This is a genomic window from Klebsiella sp. CN_Kp113 (genome assembly GCF_040064585.1).
GTDB lineage: Bacteria > Pseudomonadota > Gammaproteobacteria > Enterobacterales > Enterobacteriaceae > Klebsiella > Klebsiella michiganensis.
In genome coordinates, this window is record NZ_JBEAID010000031.1 from 24,772 (window position 1) to 43,630 (window position 18,859).

The window sequence follows — 18,859 nt, forward strand, 5'->3', positions numbered from 1 at the left end:
ATGAACATGAACCATATTGAGCTAAAAGTGAATGGCATCCGCATTGCCCGCGATGTGAAAGACAATGTCCGCCTGATCGATTTTCTGCGCGAGGAGCTGAAGCTCACCGGCACCAAAGAGGGCTGCTCGGTGGGCGAGTGCGGAGCCTGCACCGTGATTATGGACGGCAAATCCGTCTGCTCCTGCCTGCTGCTGGCCGCCCAGTGCAGCGGGGCGGAGGTCACTACCGTCGAAGCGCTGCATCACGATCCGGTCGGTAAAAAATTGCAGAACGCCTTTATTCGTCACGGCGGCGTTCAGTGCGGCTTCTGCACGCCCGGCGTGTTGATGAGCGCCAAGGCGCTGCTGGATGCCAACCCGGCCCCCAGCGACGATGAGCTGAAAGAGGCGCTGGAGGGGAATATCTGCCGCTGTACGGGATATCAGCCGATCATTACCTCGATTAAAGCGGTGCTGAAATCCTGATCGCCGCAAGCGCCGCCGTCGCCAGCCGACGGCGGCGTTGTATTCGGCTTCAGGGGGAGGATGACGATGAGCAAAAAAATGGATAAACAGTGCGTTATGCTGGCCGCCGGGCTCTCCAGCCGGATGGGCAAATGGAAAATGATGATGCCGTGGGGCGAGGGAACGATTCTCGATAGCGCCCTTGCCAGCGCCCTGGCGTTCTGCGATCGGGTGGTGCTGGTGACGGGGTTTCGCGGCGACGAACTGGCCGCGTGCTATCGGGATCATCCGGGCGTTGAGGTGGTCTTTAACCCGCAATATCAGGACGGTATGTTCTCTTCTATTCAGTGCGGGGTAGGCCATATTCGCGCTTCGCGCTTCTTTCTGGCGCTGGGCGATATGCCGGAGGTCACGCCGGGCGTCTACCGCCGGCTGTGGGCCAACGCCGACGCCGGGAGCTGCATTATTCCGGCCTACGATCGCGGTAAAGGCCATCCGGTTCTTCTGCCCCAGCGGGCGATTTCTCTGATTCGTCGCGCGCCGCAAGGGGCCACCCTGCGGGACGTTATCGGTCAGATGGCGGCGCGCGTTATCCCCGTGGCGAATCAGGGGATTCACTGGGATGTTGACACTCCGCAGCAGTATCTTGAGGTCGCGCGCCGCTGCCGCAAAGATCTGGCCGCCGTCGGTTAGCGCTAGCGCAGGGAAGAAGAAAAGACAATATCGCCCCGGGGCGCACAGCGCCGGGGCGATATTTTTTACCCCGCGGCGCTTTCGCGCAGACGGGCTTTCAACTGGCTGTATTCCTCACTGACGTACCGTTCGGCGGCCCGCTGATCGGCAATACGCTCAACGTTAACGGCGCAGTACTTGTACTCCGGGGTTTTGGTTATCGGGCTGAGATTCTCGGTGACCAGCTCGTTGCAGGCGCCGATCCACCACTGATAGGTCATGTAGACCGCCCCTTTATTCGGCCTGTCGCTGATTTTCGCCCGGGAAATCACCTTGCCTTTGCGCGAGTTAACCCACACCAGCTCTTCGTCCTCAATCCCGAGCCGCTTGGCGTCGGCGGTGTTGATCTGGATGTAGCCCGGTTCGTCCGCCAGTTTGGCCAGCGCAGCGCAGTTGCCGGTCATCGAACGGCAGGAGTAGTGGCCCACTTCGCGCACCGTGGAGAGCACCATCGGATAGGCATCGCTCAGCTTATCGACCGGCGCCTGCCATTCGCAGGTGAAGAACTGCGCCAGCCCGTTCGGCGTGGAGAACCGTTCCGCAAACAGATACGAAGTGCCCTGGTCCGCCTCCGACTCGTCGCGGCACGGCCACTGCACGTAGCCCAGTTCTCCCATCTTCTCGTAGGTCGCGCCGAAGAAGTTGGGGCACAGATGGCGGAGTTCATCCCAGATCTGCTGCGTGTTGTCGTACTTCATTGGATACCCCATCCGGGTGGCGATTTCGCAGATGATTTGCCAGTCGGTCTTCAGATCCCACTTCGGCTCCACCGCCTTGAAAAAGCGCTGGAAGCCGCGGTCCGCTGCGGTATAGACGCCCTCATGCTCGCCCCACGAGGTCGAGGGCAGAATCACATCGGCCGCCGCGGCAGTTTTGGTCATAAAGATATCCTGGACAATAACCAGCTCCATCTCTTCGAAGGCCTGACGTACGGCGGAAAGCTCGGCGTCGGTCTGGAGCGGATCTTCCCCCATAATGTACGCCGCCCGCACTTCGCCGTGCGCCACGCGGTGCGGCAGCTCGCTGATGCGGTAGCCAGGGTTCTCCGGCAGGCTCTCAACGCCCCAGGTGTTGGCGAACTTCTCCCGGTTTTCAGGGAATTTCACGTACTGATAGCCGGGATAGGTGTCCGGCAGCGCGCCCATATCGCAGGCGCCCTGGACGTTGTTCTGGCCGCGCACCGGATTGACGCCGACGTGCGGTTTCCCCAGATTCCCGGTGAGGATCGCCAGGCTGGTCAGGGAACGCACCGTTTCGACGCCCTGCCAGAACTGGGTTACGCCCATCCCCCACAGAATCATGGCGTTTCCGGCGGTGGCGTACAGCCGCGCGCATTCGCGAATCTGCCTGGCGCTGATGCCGGTGATGGCTTCCACCGACTCCGGCGTATAGCCTTCGACGATGTTGCGATACGCTTCGAAGCCTTCGGAACGCCCGGCGACGAAGGATTTATCGTAGAGATCTTCTTCGATAATCACCTGCCCGATGGCGTTGAGCAGCGCAATGTTGGAGCCGTTTTTCAGCGCCAGATGCAGGTCGGCGATGCGCGCGGTTTCGATTTTACGCGGATCGCAGACGATGATTTTGGCCCCGTTGCGTTTGGCATTGAGGATGTGATTCGCCACGATCGGGTGCGAATCCGCCGGGTTATAGCCGAAAATAAACACCAGATCGGTATTATCGATCTCGGTGATGGCATTACTCATCGCGCCGTTGCCGACCGACTGGTGCAGACCTGCAACCGAAGGGCCGTGTCAGACGCGTGCGCAGCAGTCGACGTTATTGGTACCAATAACGGCGCGCGCAAATTTTTGCATGATGTAGTTGGTTTCATTGCCGGTGGCGCGCGAAGATCCGGTGGTCTGAATCGCATCCGGCCCGTACTTCGCTTTTATGTCGCTGAGGCGGTTTGCCACGTAATCGAGCGCTTCCTCCCAGGAGACGGACTCCAGCTTACCGCCGCGCCGGCGACGGATCATCGGCGTTTTCAGGCGCGGCGTGAGGATCTGCGGGTCGTCAATAAAATCCCAGCCGTAGTAGCCCTTCAGGCACAGGGTGCCCTGATTATTTTTCCCCATCGCAGCGTCGGCGCGGGTAATTTTTCCCTCTTCTACCGTGAGCTGCATTTTGCAGCCGGAGGCGCAGTAGGGGCAGACGGTCGTGACTTTTTTCATAGCAGTGGTCCTTAAACTTAGAACAGCAGGGCATAGCTAAAGCGGCCGTTCAGGCCCTGCGCGATACCCTGCTGCACGACGGGAATCGCCAGCAGCAGCAGGGTGATCAAGGCAAACAGGAGTCTGGTGAGCATCATTACCCCTCCTGCGCTTCTTCAGGCTGTCTCTCCTTCTGAACTTTGCGCAGCAGGAGCCACATTCTGACGGTTCTGACGGCCATGTTGCGCGCCGCCGAGCTTGGCGGGGCCGGATCGGGGACCGGCGTTTCGTGGTTAACGCGGAAGGGCACGCTGCCGTTGAGGGTGAGGTTGGCGACGATAGCCGTCAGGGTGCCAATCGTAATCCCGCTGTGCAGAAACAGCTGAACCATCGGCGGAAACTGGGTAAACAGATTGGGCACCAGCACCGGCATCATGCCGAGGCCGAGCGTTAATGCCACCACCATACCGTTATTATTGTTACGGTAGTTGACCTGTCCCAGGGTACGAATACCGGACACCGCCACCATACCGAACATGACAATGCCCGCGCCGCCGAGGATCGGTTTCGGTATCAGCACCACCAGCGCCGCCATCCTCGAGAACACGCCCATCAGAATCAGAATGATGCCGGAGACCGACACCACAAAACGGCTGCGCACCCCGGTTAAACCGATCAGGCCGACGTTCTGCGCGAAGGCGGCGTAGGGAAACAGATTGAAGAAGCCGCAGATAGTGGTCGCGATACCGCAGGTGTTGAGGCCGTTGCGCAGCATCTTCGCGTCCACCTTTTTCCCGACGATATCCCCGGTCGCCATCATCGAGGACATGGTTTCCACCATCACCACCACCATCACCATCGACAGCAGGGCGACGGGGATAATATGAAATTCAGGTTTGGCAAACGGCATCAGGGTCGGCAGATGGAGCCAGGGGGTGGCGTGGACGAGGCTAAAGTCGAGAGGCTTAAAGCAGCTCCAGAGTACGGTGCCGATGATAAGGCCGATCAGCACCGACGTGTTTTTCACGACGCCGGAGGCAAAGGTGTAAATATTGAGAATAATCACCAGCGTGATTGCCGCCATCAGCAGCGAGAAGGGGGCGCCAAAGCCGCTCATTTCGCTGCTCCCGCCGCCAATCCACCCGCCTGCCACCGGCATAATAGACATGCCGATAAGCGTGACGATGCTGCCCATCACCACCTTGGGAAAGAAGCGGATGAGCTTGCTAATCCACGGCGCGCAGCAGAGGATAAAAATACCGGACACGATCACCGCCCCGGAAATACCGCCGATCCCGTACTCCTTACCGATCAACACCATCGGGATCAGCGCGGCGAAGGTACAGCCCTGGATAAGCGGTAGCCGACAGCCGAGCCACTTACCGACCCCCAGCGACTGCACGATGGTGGCCGCGCCGCAGATAAACAGGTCGGCGCTGATCAGTAAAATAATGTGCTCCGGCGGGAGCCCTACCGCATTACCCACAACGAGCGGAACCGCCACGGCGCCCGCGTACATCACCAGCACGTGCTGTAGCCCATAAAGAATCATTTGCGTAACGGGTAATATTTCATCGACCGGTGCGGTCGAGCTCCCGTTTTGTGAGGCGGAATTGGCGATATCTTTCATGAAGTTGTTATCTCCTGTACGACTTCACTCTGTATATACCCTTCATACTTCAAGTTGCTTGTGCGTTGGCTTTCCTCGCTCACCCCAGTCACTTACTAGAGTAAGCTCCTGGGGATTCGCTGTGTCGCCGCCTTCCTGCAACTCGAATTATTTTGGGTATAAGCGTGAACAGAGCCAAAGTTACGATTCGAAGGCCACTGCCTCCCTGAGCCGATGCGTTCATCAGCGTGTTGCGCGCACGAGAAGTAATATGCGTAAGCTGTGCCAAAAATAAGCGCCTGGAGGATTGAAGGAGAATTGTGTGAAATAACTCACGAGAAAAAGGCGGGAATATCGACGCGCTGCGATACTTCTCAAATAAATCTCGTGGTGAATAAACGCGCGCTATCACATTGAGACAGGGAGCGTCTCATTTTGGTATCACGCGCGATAGGTTGAATTATCAACATGATTAAACCCTGAGCGCGGAGAATAATTTTTGTTCAGCGAGAGCGGATATATATCGCGCCGCTTAGCGGGAGTGGGCCTGTTTTTTTTGAGACGGCTCGCAAAAATAAGCACCATATGAATACCCTGAACAAAAGCGCCTGATTATTGCATTGCTTCCCGGTGAGTCCTGGAATAATAAAGGGAAGCAAATGAATAAATTTATTGTTGCCGATTCTGCAAACTGTATTGGCTGCCACGCCTGTGAAGTGGCCTGCGTCACCTCTCATCGCCAGGACAGCTGGCCCCGGCAGCGCAGCGACTTTCTGCCGCGCATTCGGGTGTTCTTCCACCGCCACGCCAGCAGCGCGACGACCTGCCGCCACTGCAACGACGCGCCCTGCGTCGGCTCCTGTCCGACCCAGGCGCTGCGCGTGGCGAACGACAGCGTTCAGTTTACAGAGGCGCTGTGCATCGGCTGTAAAAACTGCGTCATCGCCTGTCCCTTTGGGGCCATTGAGATGGTGGCCAACGATGACGACGCGCCGCAGCTGGCGCAGAAATGCGATCTTTGCAGCCAGCATCCTTCCGGTCAGCAGGCGTGCGTGGCCAGCTGTCCAACCCAGGCGCTGCAACTGATGGATGAGGCCGCCGTTAACCGGCTGCGTAGCGCGCGGCAGATTCGCTCCGCGCTGGAAACCCCGCTGGGCACCGTTCGCGGCGCCCGACGCAGCGCGATACTCAATAAACCTCCGCGGGTGGGGGCGAAAAAAGTGCCCGCCGATGACCGCATGCAGCACTTCGGCGAAATCTATCAGCCGCTGAGCGAGTGCGATGCGGAGTATGAGAGCGAACGCTGTCTCTACTGCGCGCAGAAAGCGTGGTGCAACTGGACCTGTCCTTTACATAATCATATTCCCGATTTCATCCGCCTGGTGAGCGAGGGCAAGATTATCGAGGCGGCGGAGCTGTGCCATCAGAGCAGTTCCCTGCCGGAGATTTGCGGCCGCGTCTGTCCGCAGGACAGGCTGTGCGAAGGGGCCTGCACCTTAAAGAACGAAGGCGGCTCGGTCGCCATTGGCAACCTTGAGCGCTATATCACCGATACCGCCCTGGCGATGGGCTGGCGACCGACAATCGGCAAAGTGGCCCCGCGCCCGGAACGGGTGGCGGTGATTGGCGCCGGGCCCGCCGGACTGGGCTGCGCCGATATTCTCGTGCGCGCGGGCGTGCACGTTGACGTGTTCGATCGCCATCCGGAAATCGGCGGCCTGCTGACCTTCGGTATTCCGCCGTTCAAGCTGGATAAAAACGTGCTTGAGAAGCGACGCGACATTTTTAGCGCCATGGGCGTCAATTTTCATCTCAACCAGGAGGTGGGGCGCGACGTGGCTTTTGCCGATCTGGTGAAAAACTATGACGCCGTCTTCCTTGGCGTGGGCACCTACGGTCTGATGGCCGCCGGCCTGGAGGGAGAGAACGCCCCCGGCGTGATTCAGGCCCTGCCGTTCCTGATTGCCAGCACCCGCGAGGTGATGGGGCTCGAAGAGAGCCCTGAGTATCCGCTGACCGATATTAAGGGGAAACGGGTGGTAGTGCTTGGCGGGGGAGATACGGCGATGGACTGCCTGCGCACCGCCGTTCGCCGCGGCGCAGCGAGCGTGACCTGCGCCTACCGTCGCGATGAGCTGAGCATGCCCGGGTCGAAAAAAGAGGTGGTGAACGCGCGGGAGGAGGGGGTGAAATTTGAGTTTAACGTGCAGCCGCAGCGCATTCAGCTCAACCGCAAGGGGCAGGTCTGCGCGGTGGAGATGATCCGCACGAAGATGGGCGAGCCGGGACCGGACGGCCGCCGCCGGCCGCAGCCGATCCCGGATTCCGGGTTTGAACTTAAAGCCGATGTGCTCATTATGGCGTTTGGCTTTCAGGCTCACGAGATGCCTTGGCTGCGCGGCCACGGGATAAAGCTGGACCGCTGGGGGCAGATAGTGACCGGCGGCAAAGGGCGCGGAACGACGCAAACCAGCCATGACAAAATCTTTGCCGGCGGCGATGCCGTGACCGGCGCGGACCTGGTGGTCACCGCCATGGTTGCCGGGCGGCAGGCGGCCAGCGAGATGTTGATGCAATTCACGGCCCGGGAGGAGATATGACTCGTTTTATCGTTGCCAGTTCGCAGGCCTGCATCGGCTGCAGGACCTGTGAGGTAGCCTGTGCGCTGGAACACGTGGCGCCGGGGGCGGAGTTTCATCCCCGCCTGAAGGTGATGCGCCTCGACGAGCTTAGCGTGCCGGTGATGTGTCATCAGTGCGAGAATGCGCCCTGCGTGGGCGCCTGCCCGACCGGGGCGCTGAGCATGGGGGCGGAGAAAGTGGAGGCCGACGGCGGGCGCTGCATTGGCTGCCAGAGCTGCGTGGTCGCCTGCCCGTTTGGGGCGATTACCATTGAGGTAGAGGCCGGTGTGACGCCGGTTATCGTTAAGTGCGATCTTTGCGGCACCCGGGAGCGCGGCCCCGCCTGCGTTGATGTCTGCCCGACGGCGGCACTGAGTATCATGACCGAAGAGCAGCTCAGCGCGCTGCAAAAGCAGCGCAATATCGCCACCGCCGCGCTGCTGTCGCTCTAAACCTTGCGCCCGGCGGCGAGGAAGCTGCCGGGCAATTTCATACGCCCGCGTTCTGTCAGCAAAAAAAACCGGCCTGCCAGGCCGGTTTAGCGTTTTTACGCGGGCTACGCGGGGAGCGCATCCATTCGCGCCCACATTTTTTTCGCCACTTTCTGCGCTTCGCGGAATATCGGCTCGCAGTCGAAGCTGAACTGGCGATCCTCGTAGATCATCACGCCGTTCACCATGACGCTGCGCACGCTGTTTGCCCCCAGGCCGAAGGCGATATGTCCGGCGATGTTTTCCGCGATAAGCGGCGTCGGCGCCATATAGTCGCAAATGGTGAGGTCCGCTTTATAGCCCGCCTCAAGGCGGCCAAAGCGGGCGTTGAAGTTGCGATTCAACAGTTCATTGCCGTTGCTCAGCGCCTTCGCGAAGCTGTCCGGCCACAGCGGCCCGCCGGCGTCGCGGTGTTTAAAGAAGGCAAACTTCATCTCCTCGAACATGTCGGAACCGATGCCGTCGGTGCCGAGCGCCAGATTGCGCATCTGCGGCAGGCGGGGGGTGTAGCCGACGTGGTTGTTCATGTTGGAGCGGGCGTTGTGCACCAGGAAGCCGTCCTGCGCGTTGAGCAGCTCGACGTCGGCATCGGAGATGTACAGGCCGTGGGCAATCAGCGTCTTACTGTTGATAAGGTCGAACTCCGCCAGCCGCACCAGCAGGTCCTTACCGTAAAGGTGATGGCTGTGAGAGACATCGTAGCGGTCTTCCGCCGCGTGGATATGCAGGCCGCGGCCGGTGGCTTTTAGCGCTTCGCGCAGCATCGCCAGACCCTCATCCGGCACGGTGAACGGCGCATGGGCGCCGATATGGGCCTCGACCAGATAAGGCTGGTCGCCCTTTTCGCGCGCGGCGTCGATCTCTCTGGCGAAGCGAATGTTCTCCTCAACGCTGTCGCGCAGCTCGCGGCTGCCAAAGTTGCGGTCGGTGGTTTCGAAGCAGGTCATCCCGCGCAGCCCGATTTTGAGGAAGGCGTTGCGCAGCTGGCTCAGGGAGCCCGCGATATAGTGGGGCGACGCATGATGATCGACAACCGCCGTGCAGCCGCTGCGCACGGCCTCCATGGCGCAGATCAGCCCGCTGTAGTAGAGCGACTCTTCGTCCAGCGCCCGGTCAAGGCGCCACCACAGGTTTTTCAGCGTGGAGATAAAGTCCGGGCTGGGGGCGATATTGGCCTGAATCCCCCGGGACAGGCCGGAATAAAAGTGATTGTGCGAGCAGACCATGCCGGGCATCACCAGCTGCCCGCGCATCTCTTTCACCTGCGCCTGCGGATAGCGCTGGCACAGGCCGGGGCCGACAGCGAGAATTTTATCATTCTCAATGGCGATATCGACGTTCTCCCACACTTTAGCCGGATAGATCTGCGCGGCGGTGGCATTTTTCAGGATCAGGATACTCATACTTCAACGCCTCCCAGAAGATAGCTTTGGTGCTGATGAATATGGCTTATGATGCGGCACATGGCATCCAGCTGGGCCGGTACCTCGTTAAACTGGCCGCGGTCGTTAATTTCCAGCTGCCACGTCTGGTCGTCCTGACGCACTTTGACGCTGGCGCCTGCGACGAAGAAGCCCGGATTGGTGCTGTTGACAAAATCCTGCTCCAGGCTGAACACGGTGATTTTGTCTTTATACGGTTTTCCCTGCCACGGGCAGAACTGAGCGCAGTTGCCGCATTCGTTGCAATAAGCGTCCAGATGCAGGGTCTGGAAGCGATTCTGGAAGCCCGGCACGGCCACGGAAATATTGGCGCGGTTCGGACAGACGTCGACGCACTTGCTGCACACGTAGTTGCACTCCAGGCAGCGGCTGGCTTCCTGCTCGACAAAAGCCTCGCGCTGGTTTTTATCCACCAGCGTGACGGCGATGGCGCCTTTACGCTGGTACACCTTCGCCGGATCGACGTTGTTCCAGACTTTGTTTCCGTAGCTGCTGGCGATATTTTCCCGGGCCAGGATCGCGTCCGTGGCCCGTCGCGCGTTGCCGATAGCGGAGACGATAGAAGAGGGGCCGCGCTGAACGTCGCCGATCAGGAAGACGTTCGGTTTGCTGGTCTCGCCATCGGCGTTGACCACCGGCCAGCCCTGCGGGTCGAGCGGGATCCCCATTGCCGACAGCGCTTCGCCGTCCTGCTGCTCGCCGATGGCGGTAATCAGAGAGTCGACTTGCAGGGTGCGAATCTCATCGGTTTCCACCGGGCGGCGGCGGCCTTTCTCATCCGGCTCGCCGAGCTTCATGACGCGTACGACGAGCGTCCCGTCGGCGTTAAACTGTTCCGGGTTGCATAGCCACTCGAAGTCGACGCCGTCGAGCAGCGCCTCATCATACTCTTCGCGCCAGGCGGGCATCTCTTGCTGCGAGCGGCGATAGACGATGGTCGCGCTCTGCACGCCGGGCACGCGCAGCGCCGCGCGGGCGCAGTCCATGGCGGTGTTGCCGGCGCCGACCACGGCCACGCGTTTGCCCAGGTTCAGCTCGGCGCCGCGGTTAAACTCGCGCAGGAACTGCAGCGACTTATGCACGTTCTGGTTATCGCCGCCCAGCTTCACGCCGCTGTTTTTATCGGTACCGGTGCCGACCAGCACGTAACGAAAACCCTTCGCCTGCAGTTTTTCCACGCTCAGATGCGGATCGCAGCCGTACTCAATTTTGACGCCGTGGGCGACGACAAAATCGATATCGTGCTGGATAAGCTCGCCGGGAATGCGGAACTGCGGAATGATATTCTTCACCACGCCCCCGGCGCTGGCTTCGCGTTCAAAAACCGTGACCGGATGGCCGGCGCGGGCGAGGAAGTATCCGGCGGCGAGACCGGCAGGGCCCGCGCCGATCACCGCTACCGGGTGCCGGGAGCCGGATCCCGCGGGCTTATGCCAGCGGCTGCGGTACTCGTCCCAGCCTTTCTCCAGCGCCACTTTTTTCAGCTCACGGATGTTGAGCGCGCTGTCATAATCCAGACGCGTACAGTTGTACTGGCACTGGTGGTCGCAGATATGACCGGTGATGGCCGGCAACGCGTTGCGCTGATAGATCAGCTCCAGCGCGTCGGCGTAGCGATGCTCGCCCAGCAGGCGGATATACTCCGGAATATCCTGCTTGATGGCGCAGGCCGTCACGCAGGGGGCGACGTAGCAGTCCAGCAGCGGCAGCGGCTCGCCGGTATCAATGCGCTCTTCCGGCTTCCACTGTTTCTGGGTGTAGTCCATGCTCACCGCTTTTTCCGCCAGCGCGTTGAGGCGCTCGACGTCGATCTGCGTCATGTTCCAGCCGTCGGCTTTCTCCAGCTCGCGCATGCACTCGCTCAGGCGCAGATATCCTCCCGGCTTCAGCAGGTCGGTGGCCATGGTGATAGGGCGAATGCCGGTGTCGAAAATCTCGCGAATGTTGAGCTGGCTGGCGCCGCCGGAGTAGGAGATCGGCAGCTTGCCGTCAAACGCCCGCGAGAGCAGGGCGGCTACGTTGATCGATAGCGGGAATAGCGCGCGGCCGGACATATACATTTCATCTCCCGGCAGCGCTCCCTTGTTGTTGACGGTGCCGAGGGTGTTGGTCAGCTTGACGCCAAAGCCGAGGCTGCGCGCTTTCGCCAGCGCCATCAGGCGCGTCAGCATCTCCAGCGCCCGGTCGATCTTAAGGTCATGGTCAAATGACGCTTCGCTAAGGCCGATATAGCCGAAGCCGCAGGCGTCGAGGATCTGGCGAACGCGCGGATAGCCGAGCAGGGTCGGGTTGAGCTTCACAAAGGTATTGAGATTTTTCTCCGTCAGCATATAGCGGCAGATGGCTTCGATCTCGTCCGGCGGGCAGCCGTGCATGGTTGAGAGGGTGACGCCCTGAACCAGCCTGGCCGGCACGCGTTGAGCCAGATTGTCCAGCCCGTCTTTGCGCGCGCAGGTTGGCAGGCTGTCGATAAAGGTTCTATTTTGCAGCCAGCGGTTCAGGGTGTCGCGGTACTGGGCGAATTTAGGATGGGCGGAGGCGTCCATCATGTTGTCGATAAATTCCTGCATTGGCGGCTGCTTAATACCGTCAAGGTTGTAGCCGACGCTCATATTGAAAATAAACGACTTGCTCTCTTTATGGGTGCCCAGCGGAAAGACCTGCTCCAGCAGATGCAGCGTGAACCAGGCTTTCAGGTACTCATCCCAGGCTTTTTTGAGGGTAAATTCGGTGGACCACTCGGTGTTGAAGCACTCATCTTCGGCATCGATGCAGGGCTTTTCCAGCTCCAGGCGGTCAAGGATCTGTACGGTTTTCAGCTCGATAAACCGCCCGCCGGTTAGCCAGGCGGTAATAATGTTCTGCGCCAGCTGGGTATGCGGCCCGGCTGCCGGGCCGAGCGGCGTCGCGCAGCTTTCGCCGAATACGCCGATCGACCGCTGCGCCTGCGGCGTATAAAACTGTTGCTCGGGGATGCCAAAAATAGTCCGCTGACTCTGGTACTCGTCGAAAATGCGCGTTAAAAGCTCCTCAAACGGCACGGGACGCATTATATCTCCCATAACCCTCTCCTTAGATATCATTGTAAGATCGACATTGCCGGTGGTAATCATCCCGACGGATAACGAAAGAGGAGCAACAATCACACCAGTTATTCAAACCGCGGCGGCGAAATAATTAATTTGTTAACCAGGTCGAAACTCGACGATGCCGGGCGAATAATTCCATAGCGGGTAAATGAGAACTCAAATCAATACGCTTTATCATTCGGCGAGATTTCTCAAAATCAGATCCGGAATATCAGAATGATAATTTATGTCGGCTATTCGGCGGTGATTTTAGCAGGCGGCTTATTTTTGCTGCGGTAACAGAGGAAATAATCGATGAGGTACCCCCGTTGCAGCGTCAATAGGGCTAACGAAATGACCTGACTCACAATTTACGATGAAAAATGGCAGCTAAGTATAAATATTGCATAGTTGCTACGGGTCGCTGCGACGCTATTTCAACGCCGGGTAGACTCTCAAACTGAGAACCCGGGGAAATATCGCAGATAATCAAATAGAGCCGTAAACATCGCCTTTGAGGTTGGTATGAATATTTTTGCAGAAGCTGCACGACTTGAGGAGCAGAACCGTCCCTTTGCCCTGGCGCAGATTGTCGAAAGTCGGGGCTCCACCCCCCGACACTCCGCTCAGATGCTTATTCGGGAGGACGGTTCGATTGTGGGCACCATCGGCGGCGGGATGGTGGAGCGTAAAGTCATCGATGCGGCGCTGGAAGCGCTGCGCGAACGGGCGTCGCGAATGTTTCACGGCCGCATGGCGCGCACCGGCAGCGACGCCGTGGGCTCCGACTGCGGCGGCGCGATGTCGGTTTACATCAGCGTGCACGGCCTGCGCCCGCGCCTGCTGCTGGTCGGTGCCGGGCACGTCAACCGCGCGGTTGCCCACGCCGCGGCGCGGGTGGATTTTGACATCTGCGTCGGCGATATCTATTCCGCCAGCCTTTGCCCCGATGCTTTTCCGCTTTCGGCGCGGCTGGTGCACGCTGCCAGCTTCACGGACGTAGTGGAGGCGATGGCGGTCCGGCCGCAGGATTTCGTGCTGATTGCCACCAACAACCAGGATCGGGAGGCGCTGGACAGGCTGATAACCCAGCCGGTGGCGTGGCTGGGGCTGCTGGCCAGCCGGCGGAAAGTGCAGGCCTTTGTCCGCCAGATGCGGGAAAACGGCGTAACGGAGGCGGATATCAGCCGTCTGCGGGCGCCGATTGGCTATGACATCGGCGCCGAGACGCCAAACGAGATTGCCATCAGCGTGCTGGCGGAGATCCTGCAGGTGAAAAACGGCGCGCCGGGGGGGCTGATGAACCAGGTGAGGCAAGCGTGCCAGCCGGATTGTCTGGCTGAGGCGGTTGAGGTCTGAGCTTCTGCGAGGGGAAATGTTGCCGGGAGGTTCCCGGCAACCCGTGGCGTACAGCTTATTGGCTAATAATGGTGCCCGTTTTTCCTTCAATCCCCTCTTTGGCTTTGCTCAGCATCGTGATCAGCGCTTTACGCCCCGGCCCTGAGCGGGCGAAGGCGGCGGCGGCTTCCACTTTTGGCAGCATTGAGCCTTTGGCAAAGTGCCCCTCTTCGATAAAGCGTTCGGCATCGCGCAGGGAGAGGTTATCCAGCCACTGCTCGTCAGGTTTACCAAAGTTGATCGCCACCTTTTCTACGGCGGTGAGAATGATCAGCAGGTCGGCGTCGATCATCTCCGCCAGCTTCGCGCTGGCCCAGTCCTTATCGATAACCGCGCTGGCGCCGCGCAGATGGTTACCCTCGCGAATCACCGGAATGCCGCCGCCGCCGACGGTGATCACCACGTGGCAATCATCCATCAGCGCTTTTACCGTTTGTTTCTCGATAATATCTACCGGCATGGGCGAGGCGACGACGCGACGGTAGCCGCGCCCGGCGTCCTCTTTCATGATGTAGCCGTTTTGGCTCAGCTTTTCGGCCTCTTCTTTGCTGAAGAACGAGCCGATGGGCTTGGTCGGATTAAGAAATGCCTTATCGTTAGCATCCACTTCCACCTGGGTTATCAGGGTCGCCACCGGGATATCCAGCTGGCGCGTTAGCAGTTCTTCACGAATCGCGTTCTGCAGGTCGTAGCCGATGTAGCCCTGGCTCAGGGCCACGCAGACCGACATCGGCAGCATGGGCGTATGGGCCTCGGTTTTTGCCGCGGCCTCGAAAGCCTGGTTGATCATGCCCACCTGCGGACCGTTGCCGTGAGTGACCACCACCTGGTGGCCAAGGGCGATAAGATCGACGATCGTCCGGGCGGTGTGTCGTACGGCCTGCATCTGTCCGGCGAGATCGTCGCCCAGCGCATTCCCGCCGAGAGCGAGAACAATTTTTTTACTCATAGCTTCCTCTCATTACGTTTCTGTTCCGCTGACGGCCTGGTGAGCGGTGGAAAAGGGTTGTCGGCGTAAAAAGCGGCCCTGTCCGGCGATGCCGGTAAAGGTGCCGTTATCAAAGATCACTCTGCCGTGGGAGAGCGTCTGGCGAATCGCGCCCTGACAGATAAAGCCTTCATAGGGTGAATAGTCGGCGTTGTCGTGCAGCATGGCATGACGGATGGTGGTGGTACGCTGCGGATCGATGATAACCACGTCGCCATCGGCGCCGGGCGCCAGCAGCCCCTTCTGCGGCCACAGGCCAAACAGCTTCGCCGGGTTGGCGCTGGTGAGCGCCACAAAGCGCTCAGGGGTGATGCGCCCGGTCATCACGCCGTGCGAGAACAGCAGCAGCAGCCGGTTTTCCACCCCCGGCAGGCCGTTCGGGCAGCGGCTAAAGTCGCCGCCGGAGATCTGCCTGCGCTGCTGCGCAGAGAACGCGCAGTGGTCGGTGGCGACCGTGTCAATATCTCCATCATGGATACCGCGCCATAGCGCATCGTTGTTGCTGGCGTTGCGCAGGGGAGGGCTGAGCAGATAGTTAAGCGCGTCTTCGCGCTCGTAGCAGCGCTCGTCCAGCAGCAGATACTGCGGACAGGTCTCCACCCACACCGGCTGGTGGCGTCTTCTGGCCAGGCGCAGGTACTCCAGGCCCAGGGCGTTGGAAAGATGCACGATATACAGCGGCGCGTTTCCCGCCAGCTGCGCGAGGTTGATCGTTCGGGCGATGGCTTCCGCCTCGCACTCCAGCGGGCGGCTCAGGGCGTGATAGCGCGGCGCGGTTTTACCGGCGTTGATAAATTCCGCCCGGCGCAGGGCGATGGCGGCATCGTTTTCCGGATGCACCGTCGTCAGCGCGCCGGCGCGCTGCAGGTGGCGCATCGCCTGCAATATCTCATCATCGCTGAGTTTGTACTGGTAGGTCAGATAGAGCTTAAAGCTGCTGATGCCGCTATCCACCATCATCGGGATCTCGTCGAGAATGCCGTGGTTAACGTGTTGGATAACGCCGTGAAAACTGTAGTCGATAACGGCTTTATAGGCGGCGTAGCCGCGATAGACCTCGAACTGGTGGCGCAGGTGGCAGCCGACGGGCCCGAAGCCCATATGATCAACAATGGTGGTGGTGCCGCCGCAGGCCGCGGCCCGGGTGCCGGTAAAGAAATCATCGCAGCTGCGGGCGAGCCCCACATCAATATTGAAATGCGTATGAACGTCGACGCCGCCGGGCATCACGTAGCAGCCCTCGGCGTCAATCACTTCGCAGGGTTGTTCTGCCTCAATAGAACTGGCAAGGCGCTTGACGAGGCCATCTTCAATGAGCAGGTCCTGCTTTAGCTGTCCGTCGGCGTTGACGACGAGGCCATTTTTAATCAGTACGCGCATAGAAACCTCAACATACCGCCGCAGAGCGCGGCGGCAGACAGGACGAACAATTACTCCGTGGCCAGCCAGCTCAGCGGGATAGCGGCATACATCGCGGCGCAGGTTACCAGATGCGATTTCCAGGTTTTCTCATTCGGCGCATGCGCCTCCGGCTCTTTCCCAGGCCCAAAGCCGATAACCGGAATGCCGTGGCGGCCCATAATGGAGACGCCGTTGGTGGAGAAGGTCCACTTATTCACCACCGGCGCTTTGCCGAACAGACCTTCATAGGCGTTGCTCAGGGCGCGAACGGTGAAGTGGTTCTCTTCCACTTTCCAGGTCGGGAAGTAGCATTCGGTCGGGTAGACCAGGCCGGTCCAGGAGGGGCGCTCGTAGTTGTACATCGAGACCACCGCGGCGGCTTTTTTCACCGCCGGCAGCGCGCGGATCTCTTCCAGCGCGCCTTCCCAGGTTTCGCCCCAGGTCAGACGGCGGTCAATGGAGACGGCGCAGCTATCCGCTACCGCGCAGCGGCTCGGCGAGGTGAAGAAAATCTCGGAAACGGTCAGGGTGCCTTTGCCGAGGAATTCGTCATCGCCCAGCTTGTGTGAAAGCTGTTCCAGCTCGGTGAGAACGGGCGCCATTTTGAAGATGGCGTTATCGCCGCGCTCCGGGGCGGAGCCGTGGCAGCTGACGCCCTGAACCTCCACGCGGATCTCCATACGCCCGCGCTGGCCGCGGTAAATCTGGCAGTCGGTAGGTTCGGTGCTGACCACGAATTCCGGACGTATGCCGGATTGTTCAATAATGTACTGCCAGCACAGGCCGTCGCAATCCTCTTCCTGAACGGTACCGGTCACCAGCAGGGTATACTCATCTTCCAGGCCCAGATCTTTAATGATTTTACCGGCGTAAACCATGGAGGCCATTCCGCCCTCCTGGTCAGACGCGCCGCGTCCGCCGATCAGCTCATCGGTCTCCATACCTTCGTACGGGTCGAAGTTCCAGTTCTTGATGTTGCCAATGCCGACGGTATCAATGTGCGCGTCCATGGCGACCAGACGCGGGCCGTGGCCGATGTAGCCCAGCACGTTACCCATCGGATCGATTTCCACTTTGTCGAATCCGACTTTCTCCATCTCCTCTTTGATACGGTGCACCACGCGCTTCTCATCGCTGCTTTCGCTGGGGATGGCGATCATATCGCGCAGGAAGCGGGTCATTTCTTTTTCGTATTGTTTTGATTTTTCCAGGATCGCGTTGAACGGAATTTGCTTAGCCATAAGGATGTTCTCCAGTTCTGAATACGGGGGTCCCGCCGGGCGGGAGGAATGTTGATCAATCGGCTACTGTGCGGCCGGATGTTTGCCTTCCCAGACGACTTCGCGATAGTGCTTAACGTCGGTGTCGCCTTCGGTGCTAATCACCAGCACCACGGAATCGCTATCCAGTTTGAGCTTGTGCATCAGCGCTTCGCGCTGCGGATGGAAATGAATCGCCGCCAGCAGGCCGAGACCGACGGCGCCGGATTCGCCGGAAATAACGCGCGGATCCTGGCCCGCCGGGTTTCCCAGCACCCGCATGCCGAGGGCTGCGACGGCATCCTGACAGGAGACGAACTGCGTGGCGCAGTTGCGCAGCACTTCCCAGCCCAGCGGGTTGGGCTCACCGCAGGCGAGACCGGCCATAATGGTGGCCATATCGCCGCTGACGTTGACGATCTGGCCCTTCAGCGCAGAGCGGTAGAGACAGTCGGCCAGCTCCGGCTCGACGATAATGGAATGGAGATGCTTCGCGCCGTAGACATCGGCCAGGTAGCCCAGCACGCCGCCCGCCATCGCCCCCACGCCGCCCTGCAGAAGCACGTGCGTCGGACGGGCGATACCCATTGAGGAGAGCTGTTCTACCGTTTCATCGGCGAGGGTGGCGTAGCCCTGCATAATCCAGGTCGGAATTTTTGTGTAGCCTTCCCAGGCGGTGTCCTGCACCACCTCCCAGCCGTTTTTCTGCGCGGTCTGCATGGTAAAGCGGACGGTGTCGTCGTAGTTCATGTCGGTGACGATACACTCGGCGCCGAGGCGCAGTATGGCGTCAATCCGCTCCTGCGCGGAGCCTTTCGGCATATAGATGACGGCGTTCTGGCCTAACTGGCGGGCTGCCCACGCCACGCCGCGGCCGTGGTTGCCGTCGGTCGTGGTGGCGAACGTCATCTTCTCTTTGATGCTGGATTTGAGCGTTTCGAAGGAAAGATCGTTGATATCTAAATGATATTTTTCACACAGCAGTCGGGCGATAGCATAAGAGCCGCCGAGCATTTTGAAGGCGTTGAGGCCAAAGCGCCGGGATTCATCTTTAACGAGGATTTTTTGTACCCCAAACAGCGCGGAAAGTTCGTTCAGCGCCACCAGCGGCGTGGGCTGATAGCCGGCGATCTTTTGATGAAAGCGGCGAGCCTGTTGCGCCTGCTGGCGTGAAAACAGCGGTGAAATCTCTCCGTTAAAAAAACGGTTTTCGGCAATATCCATTTTCAGTGAGAAAGCAGACATACTCGATC

General features: G+C 59.8%; 12 protein-coding genes and 1 pseudogene. 5 read left to right on the forward strand and 8 right to left on the reverse strand.

Going from position 1 to position 18,859, the window contains the following annotated elements; translation table 11 throughout:
• The first annotated feature begins 6 nt into the window (after positions 1–6).
• Together ABLV30_RS20435 and ABLV30_RS20440 are read left to right on the forward strand one after the other, a co-directional pair.
• Positions 7–465: a (2Fe-2S)-binding protein gene (locus ABLV30_RS20435; protein WP_025108437.1), complete on the forward strand. Its 459-nt coding sequence runs from the start codon at positions 7–9 to the stop codon at positions 463–465.
• A gap of 66 nt (positions 466–531) precedes the next feature.
• A complete protein-coding gene (locus ABLV30_RS20440) occupies positions 532–1,137 on the forward strand; it encodes a CTP--molybdopterin cytidylyltransferase (protein WP_014838779.1) in 606 nt (201 codons plus the stop codon).
• A 65-nt stretch (positions 1,138–1,202) separates the two neighbouring features.
• Here the strand turns inward: ABLV30_RS20440 and fdhF are convergent, their stop codons facing one another.
• Both fdhF and ABLV30_RS20450 read right to left on the reverse strand, forming a co-directional pair.
• Positions 1,203–3,350: a formate dehydrogenase subunit alpha gene (gene fdhF, locus ABLV30_RS20445; protein WP_232553201.1), complete on the reverse strand. Its 2,148-nt coding sequence runs from the start codon at positions 3,348–3,350 to the stop codon at positions 1,203–1,205.
• 136 nt (positions 3,351–3,486) lie between these two features.
• Positions 3,487–4,959 (reverse strand): nucleobase:cation symporter-2 family protein, encoded by a 1,473-nt coding sequence (locus ABLV30_RS20450; RefSeq protein ID WP_032718844.1) that lies wholly within the window; start codon positions 4,957–4,959, stop codon positions 3,487–3,489.
• 638 nt (positions 4,960–5,597) lie between these two features.
• Between ABLV30_RS20450 and ygfT the strand changes: the two genes are divergently transcribed.
• Both ygfT and ABLV30_RS20460 read left to right on the forward strand, forming a co-directional pair.
• Positions 5,598–7,538: a formate-dependent uric acid utilization protein YgfT gene (ygfT, locus tag ABLV30_RS20455; RefSeq protein WP_064378435.1), complete on the forward strand. Its 1,941-nt coding sequence runs from the start codon at positions 5,598–5,600 to the stop codon at positions 7,536–7,538.
• Positions 7,535–8,011 (forward strand): 4Fe-4S dicluster domain-containing protein, encoded by a 477-nt coding sequence (locus ABLV30_RS20460; protein ID WP_014229768.1) that lies wholly within the window; start codon positions 7,535–7,537, stop codon positions 8,009–8,011. Before ygfT ends, ABLV30_RS20460 begins: the two co-directional genes overlap by 4 nt.
• 104 nt (positions 8,012–8,115) lie before the next feature.
• Here ABLV30_RS20460 and ssnA read toward each other — a convergent pair whose 3' ends face one another.
• Both ssnA and ygfK read right to left on the reverse strand, forming a co-directional pair.
• Positions 8,116–9,447: a putative aminohydrolase SsnA gene (gene ssnA, locus ABLV30_RS20465; RefSeq protein ID WP_177342571.1), complete on the reverse strand. Its 1,332-nt coding sequence runs from the start codon at positions 9,445–9,447 to the stop codon at positions 8,116–8,118.
• A gap of 2 nt (positions 9,448–9,449) precedes the next feature.
• A complete protein-coding gene (gene ygfK, locus ABLV30_RS20470) occupies positions 9,450–12,554 on the reverse strand; it encodes a putative selenate reductase subunit YgfK (protein ID WP_004851914.1) in 3,105 nt (1,034 codons plus the stop codon).
• Positions 12,555–13,085: 531 nt separating this feature from the next.
• Between ygfK and ABLV30_RS20475 the strand changes: the two are divergent.
• Positions 13,086–13,862, forward strand: a pseudogene (locus tag ABLV30_RS20475) (XdhC family protein); the annotation flags it as partial.
• Between the two features lie 112 nt (positions 13,863–13,974).
• Here the strand turns inward: ABLV30_RS20475 and arcC are convergent.
• The 4 genes from arcC to dpaL all read right to left on the reverse strand — a co-directional run bounded on the left by arcC (position 13,975) and on the right by dpaL (position 18,851).
• Entirely contained in the window at positions 13,975–14,907 is a 933-nt protein-coding gene (gene arcC / locus ABLV30_RS20480; protein WP_014229764.1) for a carbamate kinase, read from the reverse strand.
• Positions 14,908–14,919: 12 nt separating this feature from the next.
• On the reverse strand, positions 14,920–16,326 hold the full coding sequence (gene hydA / locus ABLV30_RS20485) for a dihydropyrimidinase (protein ID WP_057174092.1): 1,407 nt from the start codon (positions 16,324–16,326) through the stop codon (positions 14,920–14,922).
• A gap of 50 nt (positions 16,327–16,376) precedes the next feature.
• Positions 16,377–17,588: a YgeY family selenium metabolism-linked hydrolase gene (locus tag ABLV30_RS20490; RefSeq protein WP_348865651.1), complete on the reverse strand. Its 1,212-nt coding sequence runs from the start codon at positions 17,586–17,588 to the stop codon at positions 16,377–16,379.
• Between the two features lie 63 nt (positions 17,589–17,651).
• Complete coding sequence (gene dpaL / locus ABLV30_RS20495; protein ID WP_187228045.1) at positions 17,652–18,851, reverse strand: diaminopropionate ammonia-lyase; 1,200 nt, start codon at positions 18,849–18,851, stop codon at positions 17,652–17,654.
• Between the last annotated feature and the right edge of the window lie 8 nt (positions 18,852–18,859).